This is a genomic window from Novosphingobium ginsenosidimutans, assembly GCF_007954425.1.
In the GTDB taxonomy this organism is placed as follows: domain Bacteria; phylum Pseudomonadota; class Alphaproteobacteria; order Sphingomonadales; family Sphingomonadaceae; genus Novosphingobium; species Novosphingobium ginsenosidimutans.
Window position 1 is genome coordinate 1,644,803 of the sequence record NZ_CP042345.1, and the last position, 17,084, is coordinate 1,661,886.

The 17,084-nt window shown below is 66.4% G+C and carries 17 protein-coding genes; 9 read left to right on the plus strand and 8 right to left on the minus strand.

Annotation, left to right across the window (positions count from 1 at the left end):
- Positions 1-2 precede the first annotated feature (2 nt).
- The 3 genes from FRF71_RS08260 to FRF71_RS08265 all read left to right on the plus strand — a co-directional run bounded on the left by FRF71_RS08260 (position 3) and on the right by FRF71_RS08265 (position 1,030).
- Positions 3-401 (plus strand): hypothetical protein, encoded by a 399-nt coding sequence (locus FRF71_RS08260; RefSeq protein WP_147090160.1) that lies wholly within the window; start codon positions 3-5, stop codon positions 399-401.
- A gap of 51 nt (positions 402-452) precedes the next feature.
- Complete coding sequence (locus FRF71_RS15705) at positions 453-584, plus strand: hypothetical protein (protein ID WP_272949931.1); 132 nt, start codon at positions 453-455, stop codon at positions 582-584.
- 95 nt (positions 585-679) lie between these two features.
- The gene (locus FRF71_RS08265) at positions 680-1,030 is read left to right on the plus strand and encodes a hypothetical protein (RefSeq protein ID WP_238339149.1); all 351 of its coding nucleotides are present in this window, start codon (positions 680-682) and stop codon (positions 1,028-1,030) included.
- Positions 1,031-1,105: 75 nt separating this feature from the next.
- Here FRF71_RS08265 and FRF71_RS08270 read toward each other — a convergent pair whose 3' ends face one another.
- Together FRF71_RS08270 and FRF71_RS08275 are read right to left on the minus strand one after the other, a co-directional pair.
- The gene (locus tag FRF71_RS08270) at positions 1,106-1,816 is read right to left on the minus strand and encodes a hypothetical protein (RefSeq protein WP_147090161.1); all 711 of its coding nucleotides are present in this window, start codon (positions 1,814-1,816) and stop codon (positions 1,106-1,108) included.
- Positions 1,813-2,256 carry an RNA polymerase sigma factor gene (locus FRF71_RS08275; RefSeq protein WP_337678481.1) on the minus strand — a complete coding sequence of 148 codons (444 nt, stop codon included), beginning with the start codon at positions 2,254-2,256 and terminating at the stop codon, positions 1,813-1,815. Before FRF71_RS08275 ends, FRF71_RS08270 begins: the two co-directional genes overlap by 4 nt.
- A 128-nt stretch (positions 2,257-2,384) precedes the next feature.
- On the opposite strand from FRF71_RS08275, the gene FRF71_RS08280 reads away from it, so the two are divergent.
- Both FRF71_RS08280 and FRF71_RS08285 read left to right on the plus strand, forming a co-directional pair.
- Positions 2,385-3,608 carry a S8 family serine peptidase gene (locus FRF71_RS08280; RefSeq protein WP_147090163.1) on the plus strand — a complete coding sequence of 408 codons (1,224 nt, stop codon included), beginning with the start codon at positions 2,385-2,387 and terminating at the stop codon, positions 3,606-3,608.
- A gap of 103 nt (positions 3,609-3,711) precedes the next feature.
- A complete protein-coding gene (locus FRF71_RS08285) occupies positions 3,712-4,659 on the plus strand; it encodes a hypothetical protein (protein ID WP_147090164.1) in 948 nt (315 codons plus the stop codon).
- Positions 4,660-4,757: 98 nt separating this feature from the next.
- Here the strand turns inward: FRF71_RS08285 and FRF71_RS08290 are convergent, their stop codons facing one another.
- The 6 genes from FRF71_RS08290 to FRF71_RS08315 all read right to left on the minus strand — a co-directional run bounded on the left by FRF71_RS08290 (position 4,758) and on the right by FRF71_RS08315 (position 12,604).
- A complete protein-coding gene (locus tag FRF71_RS08290) occupies positions 4,758-6,059 on the minus strand; it encodes a cytochrome P450 (RefSeq protein WP_147090165.1) in 1,302 nt (433 codons plus the stop codon).
- Between the two features lies 1 nt (position 6,060).
- Positions 6,061-7,608, minus strand: a complete 1,548-nt coding sequence (locus tag FRF71_RS08295) for an acyl-CoA synthetase (protein ID WP_147090167.1) — start codon at positions 7,606-7,608, stop codon at positions 6,061-6,063.
- 159 nt (positions 7,609-7,767) lie between these two features.
- Positions 7,768-8,475, minus strand: a complete 708-nt coding sequence (locus FRF71_RS08300; RefSeq protein ID WP_420359376.1) for a M23 family metallopeptidase — start codon at positions 8,473-8,475, stop codon at positions 7,768-7,770.
- Between the two features lie 144 nt (positions 8,476-8,619).
- On the minus strand, positions 8,620-9,417 hold the full coding sequence (locus tag FRF71_RS08305) for a ferritin-like domain-containing protein (protein WP_147090168.1): 798 nt from the start codon (positions 9,415-9,417) through the stop codon (positions 8,620-8,622).
- Between the two features lie 8 nt (positions 9,418-9,425).
- Complete coding sequence (locus tag FRF71_RS08310; RefSeq protein WP_147090169.1) at positions 9,426-9,893, minus strand: peroxiredoxin; 468 nt, start codon at positions 9,891-9,893, stop codon at positions 9,426-9,428.
- On the minus strand, positions 9,890-12,604 hold the full coding sequence (locus FRF71_RS08315; RefSeq protein ID WP_147090171.1) for a bifunctional [glutamine synthetase] adenylyltransferase/[glutamine synthetase]-adenylyl-L-tyrosine phosphorylase: 2,715 nt from the start codon (positions 12,602-12,604) through the stop codon (positions 9,890-9,892). The genes FRF71_RS08310 and FRF71_RS08315 overlap by 4 nt, the downstream gene beginning before the upstream one ends.
- Positions 12,605-12,681: 77 nt before the next feature.
- Between FRF71_RS08315 and FRF71_RS08320 the strand changes: the two genes are divergently transcribed.
- The 4 genes from FRF71_RS08320 (at position 12,682) to FRF71_RS08335 (ending at position 17,063) form a co-directional block, all read left to right on the plus strand.
- Positions 12,682-14,340, plus strand: coding sequence for a M28 family metallopeptidase (locus FRF71_RS08320; protein ID WP_147090173.1), 1,659 nt, complete (start codon positions 12,682-12,684; stop codon positions 14,338-14,340).
- A complete protein-coding gene (locus tag FRF71_RS08325) occupies positions 14,340-15,329 on the plus strand; it encodes an agmatine deiminase family protein (RefSeq protein WP_147090175.1) in 990 nt (329 codons plus the stop codon). The genes FRF71_RS08320 and FRF71_RS08325 overlap by 1 nt, the downstream gene beginning before the upstream one ends.
- A gap of 91 nt (positions 15,330-15,420) precedes the next feature.
- Positions 15,421-16,509 carry a 4-hydroxyphenylpyruvate dioxygenase gene (gene hppD, locus FRF71_RS08330; protein WP_147090176.1) on the plus strand — a complete coding sequence of 363 codons (1,089 nt, stop codon included), beginning with the start codon at positions 15,421-15,423 and terminating at the stop codon, positions 16,507-16,509.
- On the plus strand, positions 16,506-17,063 hold the full coding sequence (locus FRF71_RS08335) for a VOC family protein (RefSeq protein WP_147090179.1): 558 nt from the start codon (positions 16,506-16,508) through the stop codon (positions 17,061-17,063). Before hppD ends, FRF71_RS08335 begins: the two co-directional genes overlap by 4 nt.
- Positions 17,064-17,084 lie beyond the last annotated feature (21 nt).

The window sequence follows — 17,084 nt, forward strand, 5'->3', positions numbered from 1 at the left end:
CCGTGCCCCAGGCCCGTTTCGCGCAGCAATGCGACCGCCTCTCCCTAGCCGTCGACAAGACCCTCCACGACCGGTTGGTCTGGGAACGGACCGAAGCCCCGGTGCTGGCCGGGCTGGTCGCCCTGGCGCATGGCGTACTGGAAGACCGCGACGAGTTCGAACTGACCGAGGAAGGCGCGACCAGCGCGGTCAAGCGCTTCGTGCTCAAGGTTCACGGCAACCGTGTCGCCGCCTTGACGCTGCAACTGGGCGATGGCCAGGCCAAGCTGGCGATCCAGGCGATCGAGCGCAGCGCTTTCAAGGTTGCGCCGGGCGATACGCTGTCGATCCCCTATGCCGGGATCGATGCGGGCTGGATGGCCGGCAGCCTCGACGCCCTGTTCGCCCGCATCTCGCGCTAGGGCGCAGCGCCCGTCACGAAGCTGCAACACGGCCATGAGACCTTCCTGCTCATGGACCAGACAGACACCCGCTTCGACTGGATCAGCTGGCTTGCCAGCATCCCCGGCATCCCCGCCGACTGGGGTAACCATACCGCCGGCTTGCCGGAACCAGAGGACGTGGCCCTGCCGCTCGCGGCCTGAAAAAATCCGCTGCCGGGTGGATGGAATTCCGCAGGCCATTCGTTTCCCTGCTGACAGAACGCACTTCGCCTGTCTGAAAACAGAGGAAACGAACGATGACCAAGCCGATGTTCCGCACCGCCGTGCTGGCCCTGGTGGCCGCGGCGACGACCGCCCAGGCCGCGCTGCCGATGCTTTACGAAGAGGCTTATGCCCGCGAGGAAGAGCGCCGGATTTATCAGGCGCCGATTGCCGGGATCTATAACAGCCCCTGGTATGATTATCGCATCAACGTGACCGAGGCGCAGAAGGAGCTGTCCACCGACCTGCGCGGCGCCGACGATATCGAGGACCGCCGCGACGCCTGGGAAGAATACGGCACCGAGCTGGCCAAGGAACGCAAGCACTACGCCAAGACCATGGCCAAAGAGGGTTACCGCGAAGGCCGCGTCTACGTCGGCGAATAGGCCGACTACAGATCGTCACGCAGGGAAGGGGGCCGGAGCGATCCGGTCCCCTTCTTGCTGTGCGGTAAAGGCGTGTCAGCGCCAGCCGCGCTGACGGGCGGCCGCTTCCTGCTGGGGATCAAGCGCGCCTTCGCTGGCCATGTCCTGCGCGGCTGCCATAAGATCCTCAAGCGGGCTGCCGGCCTGGCGATAGTCGCTGGCGGCGGGATCGATCCCGGGCCCTTTTCGCTCGATCCGCCAGCCTGCGCTATCGCGGCAAGCAATTCCCGACCCGGCCGGAGCAGCATAGGTGCGGCAGAGCTGGCCATCCTTGCGCGCAAAGCTGAGCAGCACTTGCGGCTGGCCGGGCCTTGCCGGGTCGGCCGTAAGGCGGGTGTCGAGCGCCGCGGCAAGCTGCGCATCGGCATAGTTGCCGCCCGTGCCCGGCGTTGGCGTGTTGATCAGCAGCAATGCCAGCGATGCGGCCAGCGCGGGGCCGACGACCCAGCCCCAGCGCGGAATGCGCCGCGAAGTGCGGGCAGCGCGCGCCGCCGCGAGGTCGACCACTTCGGCCGCTGCATGTTCGTCAGCTCGCACACCGCCCAGCAGGGCGGCAAACCGGTCTGGAACTGGCGCGGCCGCGATCGGATCGTAATGCGCGGTCAGCAGACCCTTCAGCGCCCGGTGCGCCTCGACCTGCCGCGCCAGCGCTGGATCGGCCTCCACCGCCGCCGCCACTTCAGCGGCGCGGGCCGGCTCGAGCTGGCCATCGGCAAAGGCTGCCAGTTCTTCCGGGGAGACGGTCATTGCAGTCCTCCAAGCTCGGCCAACAAGGCGTCGCGGCCACGCACCAGGCGGGAATTGAGTGTACCGACCGGGCAGCCGACGATCTCAGCCGCCTCGCGGTAGCCATAGCCTTCGACCATCACCAGCAGCACGGCCTCGCGCTGTTCGGCGGGCAGCTTGGCCATGGCGCGATCCACATTGCCGAGTTCGACCAGGGCTTCCTGTCCGCCATCGGCACCTACACCCAGGCCCGCCTCTTCCTCGGCAAAGGTCTGGCCGTGGCGTTGGCGGGAACGGGCTTCATCGATCCACAGGTTGCGCATGATCCGGTACATCCAGCTGTCGAGCCGCGTGCCTGCCTGCCACTTGTCGCGATTGGCCAGCGCGCGTTCGATCGTTGTCTGGCACAGGTCGTCCCCGTCGGCGGCATTACCGCCCAGCCCGGCGGCGAAGCGTCGCAACCGGGGGACTAGGGCCAGAAGGTCATGCTCGAACGCGTCGGACAGCTTCAGTGCCTTTCGTGGATGAAACGAGCGGGACTATCCGTTTCATCCATGATTAATGCAAATTCCTGCTGAAAGACGCACCCATGCACCGCAGACTGCTGTTGATGATCGCCCTGATTGGCGGCCTTGCCGGGCCGGGCCTGGCACAACTGGCCGTGCCTGCGCTGCCCGTGCCGCGCCTGGGCGATGTCACCGCACCGGTCGATGGCCTGCTGGCTAGGCTCGACGAAACCGTCCGTGCTCGCGCTGCCGAGTTGCTGGAACTGCGCGCGCGGACGCTTGATCGCCTGCTGCGGGCAAATCGCGACACGATCGAGCGTGACCGCTTTGGCGAGCTCGCCCGGCGCGGCGAACTGTTGGTGATGGACGCTGATGAAGCCGCGCTTGACCGGGCGCGGGCCGCAGGCTTCACGGTGATCACGCGCGAGCAGATTGAAGGGCTGGACCTGACCGTTGTGCGGCTGGCTGTCCCCGCCGGTCAATCGCTGGCGAAGGCGCAGGCGCGGCTGGAAGAACTGCTTCCCGGTGCGACTGTCAGCGCAGACAACCTGCATCTCGAGGCCGGGCGCGGAGCGAGCGGATCGGCCAATGCGGGGCGGCCGGCCAGCGCTGCCGCCATCTCAACCCCCGTTGGCGTGATCGACGGTGGCGCGGGATCCGGCGCCGCCGGCCAGCGCGGTTTTGCCAAAGGCGCCCCGCGCGCAAGCAATCACGGCAGTGCTGTCGTCTCGCTGTTGGCCGGAGCCGGTGTGCGCTCAGTCCGGGTGGCCGATGTCTATGGGGCCGATCCGGCGGGCGGCAATGCCCTGGCGATTGCTCAGGCGCTCGGCTGGCTGGCCCAGGGCGGCACGAAGGTGGTCACGATCAGCCTGGTTGGCCCAAGCAACCCGGTGCTCGCTCGCGCCGTTGCAGCAGCCCAGAAGCGCGGCGTGGTTGTGGTGGCTGCAGTGGGCAACGATGGTCCCGCCGCGCCGCCAGCCTATCCCGCATCCTATCCCGGTGTGCTTGCCGTGACAGGGGTAGACCGCCGTGACCGCCCGCTGATCGAAGCCGGCCGTGCGCTGCATCTTGATTACGCGGCACCCGGCGCAGACCTGTATGCTGCCAATGCAGCAGGGGGGCGGGTGAAGGTGCGCGGCACTTCGTTTGCCGCTCCGCTGGTGGCCGCGCGCGTTGCCGCTGCGCTTGATGCTGGCGGTAGCTGGCAGCTCAGGCTCGACGGCGAAGCACGCGATCTTGGTCCGCGCGGGCCGGACAAGCTCTTTGGCCGTGGCCTGCTGTGTGGCACCTGCCGCCCGGCTCGCTGAGAAAATTTCGCGTAGCCTGAATTAAACCGGCGGGGCGATCCGTTTCCTGATCATGCAGATGGTTTTTCACACCATCCGGCATTGCCAGGAAAGGAAAGATACCATGCACAAGCTTCTTATCTCCGCGGCCGCATTGGCGCTTACCGCAACTTCGGCTCACGGCCAGATCCTGGGCGGCGGCTTGGGTGGCGGCCTGGGCGGTAGCATCGGCGGCACGCTCAGTTCAACGGTCCGCACCACCACCGAGACGGTCCGTTCGACCACGCGCGGTGCCGCCGATGCTACTGCCTCAACCAGCGGCAGCCACCGGGTCGATCGCAAGGCCGGCAAGGTCGAAGCCAACCGTAGCGCTTCAGCCAATGCCAACGCCAACGGCGCCTCGCTGCTGGAAAGCCCGCTGGCGCCAGTTGGCGGAACGGCCAGCGGCTCGGCCAACGGTTCGGGCCAGGGTTCGGCCTCAGCCGATCTGATTGGCACCGACGCGGTGCGCGGGCTTGCCGGTCAGGCGACCGGACAGGTGCGCGGCACGGTTGAAAAGACCCGCAGCATGACCGGCGCGGCCGCAGGGCAGGCCAACGGGACCGCCAGCGGCATGGCGAACGGGGCGGGTTCGGACAGCGGCTCGGGCCAGGGTTCGGGCGCAGCGATGGGCGGGCTGATGTCGGCTCCGGGGCAACTCGTTGCTGCTGGCAGCGCCGCCGCCAGCGGCTCGGGCAACTTTGCCGTGACCCCCAAGATGCCAGTGCTTGATGCTGATGGGGACCGGATCGGTCGGGTGCGCCAGCTGGTGACCGATCAGGCTGGTCACGTCCAGGCGGTGGTGGTCCAGACCAAGGATGGCCTCGCCACGGTTCCGTCGGGCAACTTCAGCGCCAGCGGCTCGGCCCTGGTCTCGGCGATGGGCGAAGGTGCGCTGCGCCAGGAAGCGCTGGCCGACAAGGCGGCCGCAACCCAGCCTGCCGCTGCCCGGGCAGCGCCGTCGGAAGCTGGCTCTGAAAAGAAGGCATTCGGTGGCGCCAAGCGTGGCGGCACTGTCCAGCCGAGCGAATAAGCAAAGCCTCCCGCGTTGCAGGCGCCACTCTGACCCCCTGACCGCGCCTGCAACCTGCCCCTGCCGCCACCCTTCCGGGCGGCAGGGGCTTTCTTTGCTCAGGAAGCCGTAAAGCGCAGCGGCAGGGTCTTAAGCCCGCCAACAAATGTGCTCTTGGCGCGGCGCGGTTCTCCGGCAAGTTCGACCGTATCGATCCGGTCAAGCAGCGCTTCGAACAGCAGCCGCATTTCCAGTCGCGCAAGGTGGAGCCCCAGGCATTGATGCGCCCCGGCGCCAAAGGCGAGGTGGCGGGTCTGGTCGCGGGTGGCGTCGAACCGGCGCGGATCGGGGAACTGCGCCGGGTCGTGATTGGCGGCGACATAGTTGATCATCAGCCAGTCACCGGCCTTGACCGTGACATCGCCAAACTGGGTGTCCTCGGTTGCGGTGCGCATGAAGTGCTGGACCGGGCTGGTCCAGCGGATCGCTTCCTCGACAATGCCCGGCACCAGGCTGCGGTCGGCCTTGGCCTTGGCGAACTGCTCTGGATCGCGGGCCAGCGCGAGCATGGCCCCGGCGGTAGAGGCGCTGGTCGTATCGTGGCCGGCGGCGGCGACGATGATGTAATAGCCGGCCCGGTCACGGGCCGAGATCGGCTCGCCATCGATCATGGCATTGGCCAGGATCGTCGCGACGTCGCTGGTTGGATTGGCGCGGCGCTGGGCGGCCAGGCCTTCGAAATAGGCTTCGAAATCCTTCACCGCGCCGCTGACAATTTGCAGGATCTGTTCGGGCGTCAGATTGGCGAGCCCGCTTTTGTTGAGATCCTCGTCCTGCCCGCCGAACATCTGCTGGGTCAGGAACAGCATCCGCGGCTCGTCCTCCTCGGGCACGCCCAGGATCTGCATGACGACATGGAGCGGATAAGGCGCGGCAACCAGCGGCACGAAATCGCATTCCGGCCCGGCGGCGATGAGCCGGTCGACGGTCTTGGCGGCGAGTTCGCGGACCTGCGCCTCGATCGTGCGCAGGTTCTTGGGCATGAACCAGTCCTGCGTCAGCCGCCGCAGCTTGGTGTGCTTGGGCGCATCGAGCTGGACCAGCGACTGAACCAGGTTGGGGCTCTCCTCGCCCTGGGCGGCCGTGATCTGGCGGGCAAAGGCCTCCCCGGTCTTGTTGGTGAAGACCGTGGCGCGCGGGGCATTGAGGAAGCGGGCATTGTCTTTCGACACCCGCATCGCGTCATCATAGCGGGTCAGCAGCCAGAACGGATCGAAATCGCCGTCAGGGCTTTCAATCCGCACCACCGGCGTCTCGCTGCGCAGTCGGTCGAACACGTCGAGCGCCGTGTCCCAATCCGCATAGGAATTGGGATCGATGACGGCGATGGCGTCGGCGGGGCTGGCGACCGGCCCGGCCATGTCAGGCCCCCGCCTGGGCGGCTTCGTAGGCCGCCTTGTACTCATCACGCAGCAGTCGCTTGTAGAGCTTGCCGGTCAGTTCGCGCGGCAACTGTTCACGGAAATCGATCTGGCGCGGCATCTTTACCCGGCTGAGCTGGCCGGAAAGGTATTCGCGGATCTCGTCGGCCAGCGCCTCGCCGGCCTGGGCCATGTCGAGCGGCTGGATTACCGCTACGACCTTTTCGCCCATTTCCGGATCGGGCGCGCCGATCACGGCGGCGTCGGCCACCTTGGGGTGGGTGACCAGCAGGTTCTCGATCTCCTGCGGGTAGATATTGACCCCGCCAGAAATGATCATGAAGCTCTTGCGGTCGGTCAGGAACAGGTAGCCGTCCTCGTCCTGGTAACCGACATCGCCCAGGCTCGACCAGCCGTGCTTGTTGCGGGCATCGGCGGTCTTGGCGGGATCGTTGTGATACTCGAACGGGACCATGCCTTCGGTCGGCTCGAAAAAGATCTGGCCTTCGGTCCCGCGCGGCACCTCGTCGCCATTCTCGTCGCAAACGCGGATGATCCCGGTCAGCGCCTTGCCAACTGTGCCGGGCTTGGTCAGCCATTCCTGGCTGGTGACGAAAGTGAAGCCGTTGCCCTCGGTTCCGGCGTAATATTCATAGATCACCGGGCCCCACCACTCGATCATCGCCTGCTTGACCGGCACCGGGCACGGCGCGGCGGCGTGGATCGCGCACTTCATGGTCGAGGTATCGTACTTCTTGCGGACATCCTCGGGCAGCTTGAGCATGCGGACGAAATGCGTCGGCACAAACTGGCTGTCAGTGATCTTGTACTTCTCGATCGCGGCCAGCGCCGCTTCGGGATCGAACTTTTCCATCACCACCACGGTGCCGCCGATCTTCTGCACGGTCATCGACCAGCGCAGCGGGGCGGCGTGATAGAGCGGAGCGGGGGTCAGGTAGACCGCGTCGGGCTTGATCCCGAAGGCCATCAGCACCAGCCCGACCAGCGAATTGGCCTGATCGATCGCTGGGTCTTCGGGCAGCGGGATCTTCACGCCCTTGGGGCGGCCGGTCGTGCCCGAGGAATAGAGCATGTCGACCCCGGCGCGCTCGTCGGCGATCGGGGTGTCAGGCATGGCGGCGAGGGCATCTTCGGCCGACATCGGCCCGGGCGTGTCGAAACGCAGCTGTTCGACCGGCGCCAGCTTGGCCACTTCATCCAGCGTCGGGGCCAGATAGGCTGAGCCGAACAAGATCTTCGCGCCGCTGTCTTCCAGGATATAGGCGATTTCGGGCGGGGTCAGGCGGCTGGAAATGCCGACATAGTGCACGCCCGAGCGCTGGAAGCCCCAGGTCAGACAGAAGAACCAGGGGTGGTTTTCCATGCAGATGGCGACAGTATCGCCGATCTTGATGCCGCGGCTGCGCAGCAGCTGGGCTACCTGGTTGGACCGGCGGTCAAGTTCGGCAAAGGTGACCGTCTCGCCGCTGCCGGCCATGATGATCGCGGGGCGGTCGGGATTGGTCTTGGCATGGATCGACGGGTGCATCGGGAATCACTCTCCAGTGGTGGCGGTTACCATCCGGGAGCGACTTTTAACCGGTCGATTAAACCCGGCAAGCGCAAAAGGACGCTACGGCGCCTTTGGGCAAAGAAAAAGGGCGGCGGTTACCCGTCGCCCTGCTTCCCTTGACCTTTCGGCGGCTGCTTACTTGCTGCCGCCCTTGGCCGTTTCGCCATCGCCGTCCTTGGCAGCGAGAGTGCCGGTCCAGGCATCGCCCTGCATATAGGGGACCGGGTTGACGGCGGTGCCGGCGATGCGGACTTCATAATGCAGGTGCGGGCCGGTCGAGCGACCGGTCGACCCCACGTAGCCGATCAGGTCACCCTTCTTGACGACCTGGCCTTCGGCAACGTTCAGGCGCGACAGGTGGCCATAGCGGGTTTCGAGCTGGGCGCCGTGATCGAGCGAGATGAACAGGCCGTAGCTCGAGAACCAGTCAGCACGGGTCACGACAGCATCGGCAGTCGCATAGATCGGCGTGCCGATCGGGCTCGACAGGTCGATCCCCTTGTGACCGCGACGGCCGCCGAGCACCGGGTGGGTGCGCATGCCGAAACCGCTGGTCAGCGCGGCACCTTCAAGCGGCATCCGCGAAGGAATCGAAACAGTGCGGGGGCGCGATGGAACCGAAGCGACACTTGTGCCGTTCCACGATGCAAAGAGGCGGCGGAATTCTTCGTCACCACCACGCGTACCGGCCTTCGCGGCCTGGGCTTCACGGAGCGGCGCAGCAATATCGGCTGCGGTTGCGCTGGAGTTGGCCAGGGCAGGGGAGGCAAGCCCAAGGCTGGCAAGCGCGGCGATGGTGCCGATCAGGTTGCGTGCCTTGGTAAGAAGCGAAAATGCGACCACTTAAAAACCTTAAAGTTAAGCGGGCCAATCGTTACCGATCAGTCCGCTCGGACCCCTGTATGCTTTGCCTGCCACAGAGGCCTGCAACCCGTTTTTTGAGATGGTCGGACCCCCCGCCGTCTCGTTGAAGTGGTTAAAGCGGGGTCACTGCGATGCCGCAACCCCCGCGTAGAAAGACCGCGATAAACCGGCAGCGAGACGCGCTGAGTCGTTGAACGGCGGCTTAACGGACCCCCGAAAATGAGTCGCGACCAAGGATTTCCATAGGATTTCCGCCGAATCCCCTCGCGCCGAGCAGACCGCGGCAAAGTGCTTTGCGCCGAATCGAACGTGGGCGATTTCATCGTCAAAGATTCGTTCGAGGATCCGTGCCCCGGTTTCGTCGCCAAGTTGGCGGACCCGGGCCAGGGTGGCCGGCGTCACATCCAGCCCGCGCGCCTCCAGCACCATCGGCACGACCGCCAGCCGCGCGGCGACATCGTGGCGCGTTTCGTGCGCCGCGTCCCAAAGCCCGTCATGCGCTGGCAGCGCGCCGTAATGCGAACCGAGGCTGCGCAGCCGCCGCGCGAGCAGCGCGAAATGCATAGCCTCGTCGGCCGCCACCGAAAGGAAGTCGGAGACGAATTCCGGTCCCATCTCCGCCCCGAAGCGTCCGGCCATATCGAGCGCCAGATCAATCGCGACGAATTCGATGTGGGCCAGTGCATGCCACAGCGCAATCCGCCCACGTTCAGACCCGGCCTTGTTGCGCTTGGGCATCTGGCTGGGCGGGAGCAGTTCGGGTTGGGCCGGTCGCGCCGGGCGATCCGGCATGGTGCAGTCGAATACGAAGTCCAGCTTGCCCGCCGCCCAATCACGCGCGGTGGCGCGGGCGGCAAAGGCCTTGGCCGAGGGTTCGCCAGTCAACAGGGCGGTGCGGATCGCCGCCGCAACCGTTCTCACGGTGGCCTCTAGAGGCTCTTGGCCGCTTCCAGCACTTCGGCGGCGTGGCCCTTGACCTTCACCGGGCTCCAGACCTGCGCGACCTTGCCATCGGCGCCAACCAGCACGGTCGAGCGGACCATGCCCATGTAGGAGCGGCCATACATCGACTTTTCGGTCCAGAATCCGAGCGCGTCGGACAGACCGCCCTCCTCGGGATCACTTGCCAGCGGCGCGGTCAGGCCATGCTTGGCGATGAACTTCTCATGCTTCTTCGGCGGATCCTTGCTGATCCCCAACAGTGCCGTGCCGGCTTTGGTGAAGTCGGCTGAGAGCGCCGAGAAATCGAGGTTCTCGGTCGTGCAGCCGGGGGTATCGTCCTTGGGATAGAAGAACAGCACCAGCTTTTGCCCAGCATAGTCGGCGGGGCGCACGGCGGTGCCGTCGGGCCGGGTCAGGGCAATGTCGGGGAGGCTGTCACCGGGGGCAATGCTCATTGATCGATCTCCAGCGTTTCACCGAACGTCGCGGCCCAGGCGGCGGCCAGGGTACGGCGCGATTCGGTCAGTTTTTCCGTCAGGCAGCGCCAATCGTCGCATTCGCAGGCGCTGGCAAGTACGGTCCTTGCGCCGTAGTCCGGCTCGGTCCCGTCGGGTGCAAGCAGGCGCGAGGCGATGAGGAAGCGAGCCAGAGTGCGGTGTGCATCGAGAATACCAGAATCGAGTTTGCCCGCCGCGACCAGTCCGGCCAAGGCCACCGGTATCGACGGCTTCAGCGCCACGTGATCGCGCAATTGCAGATAGTGGACGATGAACTCCGCATCGACCAGCCCGCCGCGCGCGAGCTTTACATCGAGCGGCCCCTTGGCTGGCTTATGCTGGGCCATGGTGGCGCGCATTTCCAGCACCTCGGCGCGCAGCTTGACCGGATCGCGGTCCAGCACGAGCACCCCGCGGATAATCCCGTTTAGCTGCGTGCGCGCGCAGTCGGAGCCGTAAAGCACCCGCGCCCGCGCCAACGCCATATGCTCCCAGGTCCAGGCCGATTCGCGCTGGTAGCGCTCGAAGGCGTCGAGACTAACCGAGATCGGCCCCTGCGCGCCGGACGGCCGCAGCCGGGTATCGACCTCATAAAGCGCGCCCTCGGCAGTCGGGACCGACAGTGCCGCGATCACGCGCTGCGCCAGCCGGTTGAAATAGAGCGTCGCCCCCAGCTGTCGGCCGCCGTTGCTTTCGGCTGCATGGTCGCCGGTGAACAGAAACACGACATCCAGGTCCGAGGCGTGGGTCAGCACCCCGCCGCCGAGCCGGCCATAGCCGACAATCAGCAACTCGCCGCCCGGAACCTTGCCGTGGACCCGCTCGAATTCGGCGGTGGCAGCGCGGGTCAGGACGTGGATCGCCGCCTGGGCGACCCGGCTCAGCGCCTGGCCGATCTCGATCGGATCGCGGGTGCCTTCGATCAGTTGGACCCCCAGCGCGAAGCGGATTTCGCCGACCTTGCGGCGGACCCGGCCAAGCAAGGCTTCATAATCATCGCCCACTTCCCCGCATGCCATGATCTCAGCCAGGTCTTCGACTGAACCGGGCAGGTCGAAAGCGCTGGCATCGATCAGCGGATCGAGCAGGTCGGCCCGCCGCGCCAGGGCATCGGCCAGGGGCGGGGCCATGCACAGCACGCGGGCGACCAGATCGGCCAGGCCTGGCCGCGCCTCGAGCAGGCGGAATAGGTTCACCGCGCTGGGCAGGCCCGTCAGCAATTGCTCCCACCGCAGCAGCGCGTGGAGCGGCTCGGGCGCGGCAGCAAAGGCGGCGAGCAGGCGCGGCTGGACTGCATCGAAGGCGGCCCGCGCCGCCTCGCTGCGGAGCACCCGCAGCTTGCCGCTGCGCCAGCCCTCGATCCGCGTGGCGAGCGCCTCTGGCTCAGGGAAGCCGAGCCGCTCGATCTCGGCTGCAAGCGCCGCGCCGCTGCGCGGCGCCGAGACGGCGACGCTCGTCTGTTCGCCGGCGTGTTCAGCCACCAACCGGTCATAGCGCTGGCCGACCGCTTCGGTGATCTCGGTCAGTTCGGCGATCAGCGCCGCGCCATCGGCCAGCCCGTCGAGCTGTGCAACATTGTCGAGCGCGGCCTGGTCAAGCGGCAGGCTGTGGGTCTGCTGGTCGGCCACCATTTGCAGCCGATGCTCGATCACCCGCAGCCGGTCATAGCTTTCGCCCAGCAGTACAGCGTCGCCGCGCTCAACAAGTCCGGCCTCGGCCAAGGCATCGAGGCTGGCCCTGGTGCCGCGCAGCCGCAATGAGGGATTGCGTCCGCCATGGATCAGCTGATGGATCTGGGCGAAGAACTCGACCTCGCGGATTCCGCCGCGGCCCTTCTTCAGATCGAAGCCTGGGGCGGGCGCGGTCGGCCCGTGGTGGTTGGCGCGGATCCGGCCGGTCAGCCGCCCGACCTCGGCAATCGCCCCAAAGTCCAGGCTCTTGCGCCAGACGAACGGCCGGATCGCCGCCAGAAAGTTCTCGCCCGCAGCAATGTCGCCGGCGCAGGCCCGCGCGCGGATGAAGGCGGCGCGCTCCCAGGCGAGGGCCGAGCTTTCATAATGCGTCAGCGCCGCATCAATCGGAATTGCCAGTGGGCTGACCTCGCTGGCCGGGCGCAGGCGCAAGTCGACGCGGAAGACATAGCCCTCCTCATCGACGTGGCTCATCAGCTCCATCAGGCTGCGCGCCACGCGCTGTGCTGCTTCGCCCGGTTCGTCGCGCTCGCGCCGCGGGAGCAGGTCCGGATCATAAAGCAGGATGGGATCGATGTCTGAGCTGTAGTTCAGCTCTTGCGCGCCATGCTTGCCAAGCGCCAGGGCGATGAACCCGGCTGGCTCGGCATCGGGCACACGGCGGCGGATCGCCTCGCCAATCGCGGCATCCAGCGCGCGATCGGCAAAGGCGGAAAGCTCGCCCGTGACCCGCGGCAGCAGGAAGGCTCCTGCAAGATCGCCCACGGCCAGTGCCACGGCGAGCGCCAGCTTTTCGCGTCGCAGGGCCGAGCCCACCGAAGGTGCATCACTGCCTGACTTTTTCGCCCATGCCAGTGCCGCCTCGCCATCCCCCGCGGCGAGCAGGGCTGCCAGCTCAGGCATCCGCGCCAGGCCGCGCTCCAGGAAGGGAGCATGGGCGCGGGCGCGCGCCAGGGCATGGGTCCAGTCGGCGTTCATCATCGCTGTGCTTGCGAAGGGGGCGAGGCTCTGTCAATCGGCGGACCAATCTGAAGCTCCGAAAGGTTATCCCGCAGATGAAGCTCCGCGCCCTGCTGCTTGCCGCCCTTGCTGTTCCCGCCGCTGCCCAGGCGAAGCCCGTCCCGGTACCGAATGTCGCGCCAGTCGCACTCAACGAGCCGGCGCTGGTGGAGATGGTGAAGACGCTATCCTCCGATGAGTTCGAGGGTCGCTCACCCGGTACGGCAGGCGAGGAAAAGACCGTTGCCTACCTGATCGAGCGGTTCAAGGCGGCGGGGCTCCAACCCGGCAACAAGGGTTCTTGGACGCAGGACGTGCCGACGGTGGAGATCACCGCCAGCAACGTGGCGGGCCTGGCCATCACCGGCGGGCCAAGCACCATGCTGTTCGCGCCGGGCAAGGATTTCGTCGCTGGGTCCTATCGGGCGGTTGACCGGACCGCGATTGCGGACGCCGAGCTGGTCTTCGTCGGCTACGGGATCAATGCCCCGGAACTCGGCTGGAACGACTATGCCGGCCTCGACATGAAGGGGAAGGTCGCGGTGATCCTGGTCAACGACCCGGACTATGAAACCGCCACCGAGGAAGGCCCGTTCAAGGGCCGCCGGATGACCTATTACGGCCGCTGGACCTACAAGTTCGAGGAAGCAGCAAGGCAGGGCGCGCGGGCTGCGCTGATCATCCACGATACCTTCCCGGCGGCCTATGGCTGGAACGTGGTCGAAAGCTCGTGGACCGGAGCGCAGTACTTCGTCCAGAAGGCCAACAAGGGCATGGACCAGACCGAGGCCAACGGCTGGATCCAGAAGGGCGTTGCCGAAGCTATCCTCAAGGCGGCGGGCCAGGACCTGACCCAGCTGACCGCCGCGGCCAAGCAGCGCGGGTTCAAGGCGGTGCCGCTGGGCCTGAAGGCCAGCATGAACTTCGACAACAGCTTGCGCACAGCCATGTCGAAGAACGTGATCGGGATTCTCCCCGGCAAGAAGCGGCCGGATGAATACGTGCTCTACACCGCCCACTGGGATCACCTCGGTCGCTGCAAGGCCAACGCCAAGGGTGACGACATCTGCAATGGCGCGGTCGACAATGCCACCGGCACGGCCATGCTCGCCGCGCTGGCCGAAGCCAACGTCAAGGCTGGGCCGGCCGATCGCAGCCAGGTGTTCCTGGCGGTGACGCTGGAGGAATCGGGCCTGCTTGGCAGCGAATACTACGGCGCCAACCCGGTCTATCCGCTGGCCAAGACGGTTGGCGGGGTGAACATGGATGCGCTTTCGCCCGGATCGCCTTCGCGCGATTTTCAGGTGGTCGGCGGGGACAAGAGCGAACTGACCCGCTACGTTAATGCCGTGACCAAGGCGATGGGCCTGGCGCAGTCGCCCGAGAGCGACATCGAGCGCGGGTATTACTATCGCTCCGACCACTTCAGCATGGCCAAGCGCGGGGTGCCGATGTTCAACCTGGGCCGGGGCAATGACTGGGTGCTGGGCGGCAAGGCGGCCGGCGAAGCGGCAGCGAAGCGTTACAACGCGGAAGCCTATCACGGGCCGGAGGACGAATTCGATCCGAACTGGGACTGGTCGGGCATGCTGCAGGATGGCGAGCTGTTCTACCGCCTCGGCCGCAGCCTGGCGATGACCAGCGACTGGCCCAACTGGCACCCGACCGACGAATTCCGCGCGATCCGCGACAAGAGCCGGAAGGGCGCCAAGTAATGGCAGCAGCGACAGTGTGGATGCCGCCCGAATGGCATCCGCAGGACTGGATCTGGATCGGCTTTCCGCACGATCCGGTCGAATGGCCCGGCTTTCTGGAACGCGCCCAGGAACAGGTCGCGGCCTTTGCCAATGCCGTGGCCGAAAGCGGGCAGGAAGTGCGGCTGATCGTCCGCGATGCGGCCAACCACGCCCGCGCCAGCGCGCTGTGCAGCGCGGCGGTAAAGCTGGAGACGCGCCGCTATGGCGATGTCTGGCTGCGCGATACCGGTCCGCTGGTGGTGCAGCGCGATGGCGCGGCGCTGGGCCAGCGCTTTGGCTTCAACGGCTGGGGCGGCAAGTACCTGATGGACGGCGACCAGGAGATCGGCGCGGAGCTGGCGGAAAGCGCCGGCCTGCCCGTCGCCACGGCCGACTGGATCCTGGAGGGCGGGGCGCTTGATTGCGATGGCACGGGCCTTGTCGCGACGACCGAGCAGTGCCTCCTGAACCCCAATCGCAACCCGCAGCTCGCGCGCGCCGATCTGGAAGCGCGGCTGGAGCGAGACCTTGGGTTCGACAAGGTGCTGTGGCTGGGCGAAGGGCTGATCAACGATCACACCGATGGCCATGTCGACAACCTCGCGCGGTTCGTTGCGCCCGGCGTCCTGGTTGTCCCGCGCCCCACCGGGGCGGACGATCCCAATGCCGCGATCTATGCCGATGCCAAGGCGCGGGCGGAGGCACTTGGCCTGAAAGTCGCCGAAGTGCCGTCGCCGGGCCGGGTGACAAGCGAGGGCGGGCGGATCGAGCCGGCGAGCTATATGAACTTTGCCGTGACCAGCCATGTGGTGGTCGTCCCGACCTATGGCACGCGCCATGACGAGGACGGCGTCGCGGCGATCCAGGCGCTGTTTCCGGACCGAGCGGTGGTCGGCGTGCTGGCCGATGCGGTACTCGCCGGGGGCGGCTCGTTCCACTGCGCCAGCCAGCAGATGCCGCGGTTCTGAAGGCGGTTTCGGTCTGACGAATCCTTGACTCCGGTCCATCGCGCATTTAGTTTCAACTGAAACCGAAATTCGTGACAGGAGCACGACCACCATGGCCGACCTTTTCGAAAACCCGCTGGGCCTCGACGGGTTCGAATTCGTCGAGTTCTGCGCGCCGGAAAAGGGCGTGCTGGAGCCAGTCTTTGCCGCGATGGGCTTTACCGAGATTGCCCGCCACCGCTCCAAGGACGTCCAGCTCTGGCGCCAGGGCGATATCAACCTGATCGCCAATTATGAACCGAAAAGCCCGGCTTGGTACTTCGCCCAGGAACACGGCCCCTCGGCTTGCGGGATGGGCTGGCGCGTGCGTGACGCGGCCAAGGCCTATGCCGAGGCGATCGAGCGCGGGGCTGAGCCGGTCGAAAGCCGCACCGGGGTCATGGAACTGCGCCTGCCGGCCTTTCGCGGGATCGGCGGCTCGATGATCTACCTGATCGACCGCTATGGCAGCGACCTGTCGATCTATGACATCGATTTCGTCTACCACGCCGGCGTTGATCGCCACCCGGTCGGCACCGGCCTCAAGCTGATCGATCACCTGACGCACAACGTCTATGGCGGGCGCATGGCCCACTGGGCTGCCTTCTATGAGCGGATCGCCGGGTTCCGCGAGATCCGCTATTTCGACATCAAGGGCGAGTACACCGGCCTGACCAGCAAGGCGATGACCGCGCCCGATGGCAAGATCCGGATTCCGCTCAACGAGGAAGGCGCCGGTGGCGGCGGCCAGATCGAGGAATACCTGCGCGCCTACAACGGCGAGGGGATCCAGCACATCGCCTTTGCCTGCGACGATCTCTACGCCGTCTGGGACCGGCTGGCCGCGCTGGGCACGCCCTTCGCCCCGGCCCCGCCTGCGACCTATTACGAGATGCTGGATGAGCGCCTGCCCGGCCACGGCGAACCGGTTGGCGAACTGCAAAGGCGTGGCATCCTGCTCGACGGATCGACCCAGAACAACGATCCGCGCCTGCTGCTGCAGATCTTCAGCCAGACCATGATCGGGCCGGTGTTCTTCGAATTCATCCAGCGCAAGAAGGACGAGGGCTTTGGCGAGGGCAACTTTACCGCCCTGTTCAAGTCGATCGAAGCCGACCAGATCCGCCGCGGCGCGCTGCAGGTCGAAGGAGCCGAACAGTGACCGCGGTCCCCACGCTCGAGCGCATCCACCACGTCGCCTATCGCTGCCGCGATGCCAAGGAGACGGTTGAATGGTACAGCCGCGTGCTTGGCATGCGCTACACCACCGCCTTTGCCGAGGATCACGTGCCCTCGACCGGGGAATTCGACCCCTACATGCATGTCTTCCTCGATTGCGGCGGCGGCAATGTGGTCGCCTTTTTCGAGCTGCCGAACCAGCCGGAAATGGGCAAGGACCCCAACACCCCGGCCTGGGTCCAGCACCTCGCCTTCAAGGTGGCCGATCTTGACGCGCTGCTCGCGGCCAAAGCCCATATCGAGGCGCAGGGGATCGAAGTGCTGGGGCCGACCTATCACGGCATCTTCCGCTCGATCTATTTCTTCGATCCCAACGGGCACCGGTTGGAGCTGGCCTGCGATATCGGCACGCCGGACCAGTATGCCGAACTGGCCGCCGTCGCCCCGGCCATGTTGCACGAATGGAGTGAAACCAAGCGCGCGCCGCGCCATGCATCGTGGCTGCACGAGGATCCGGCCGAACGCGGGGATAGCTGAGCCACTGGCTGAAGCTGGGGT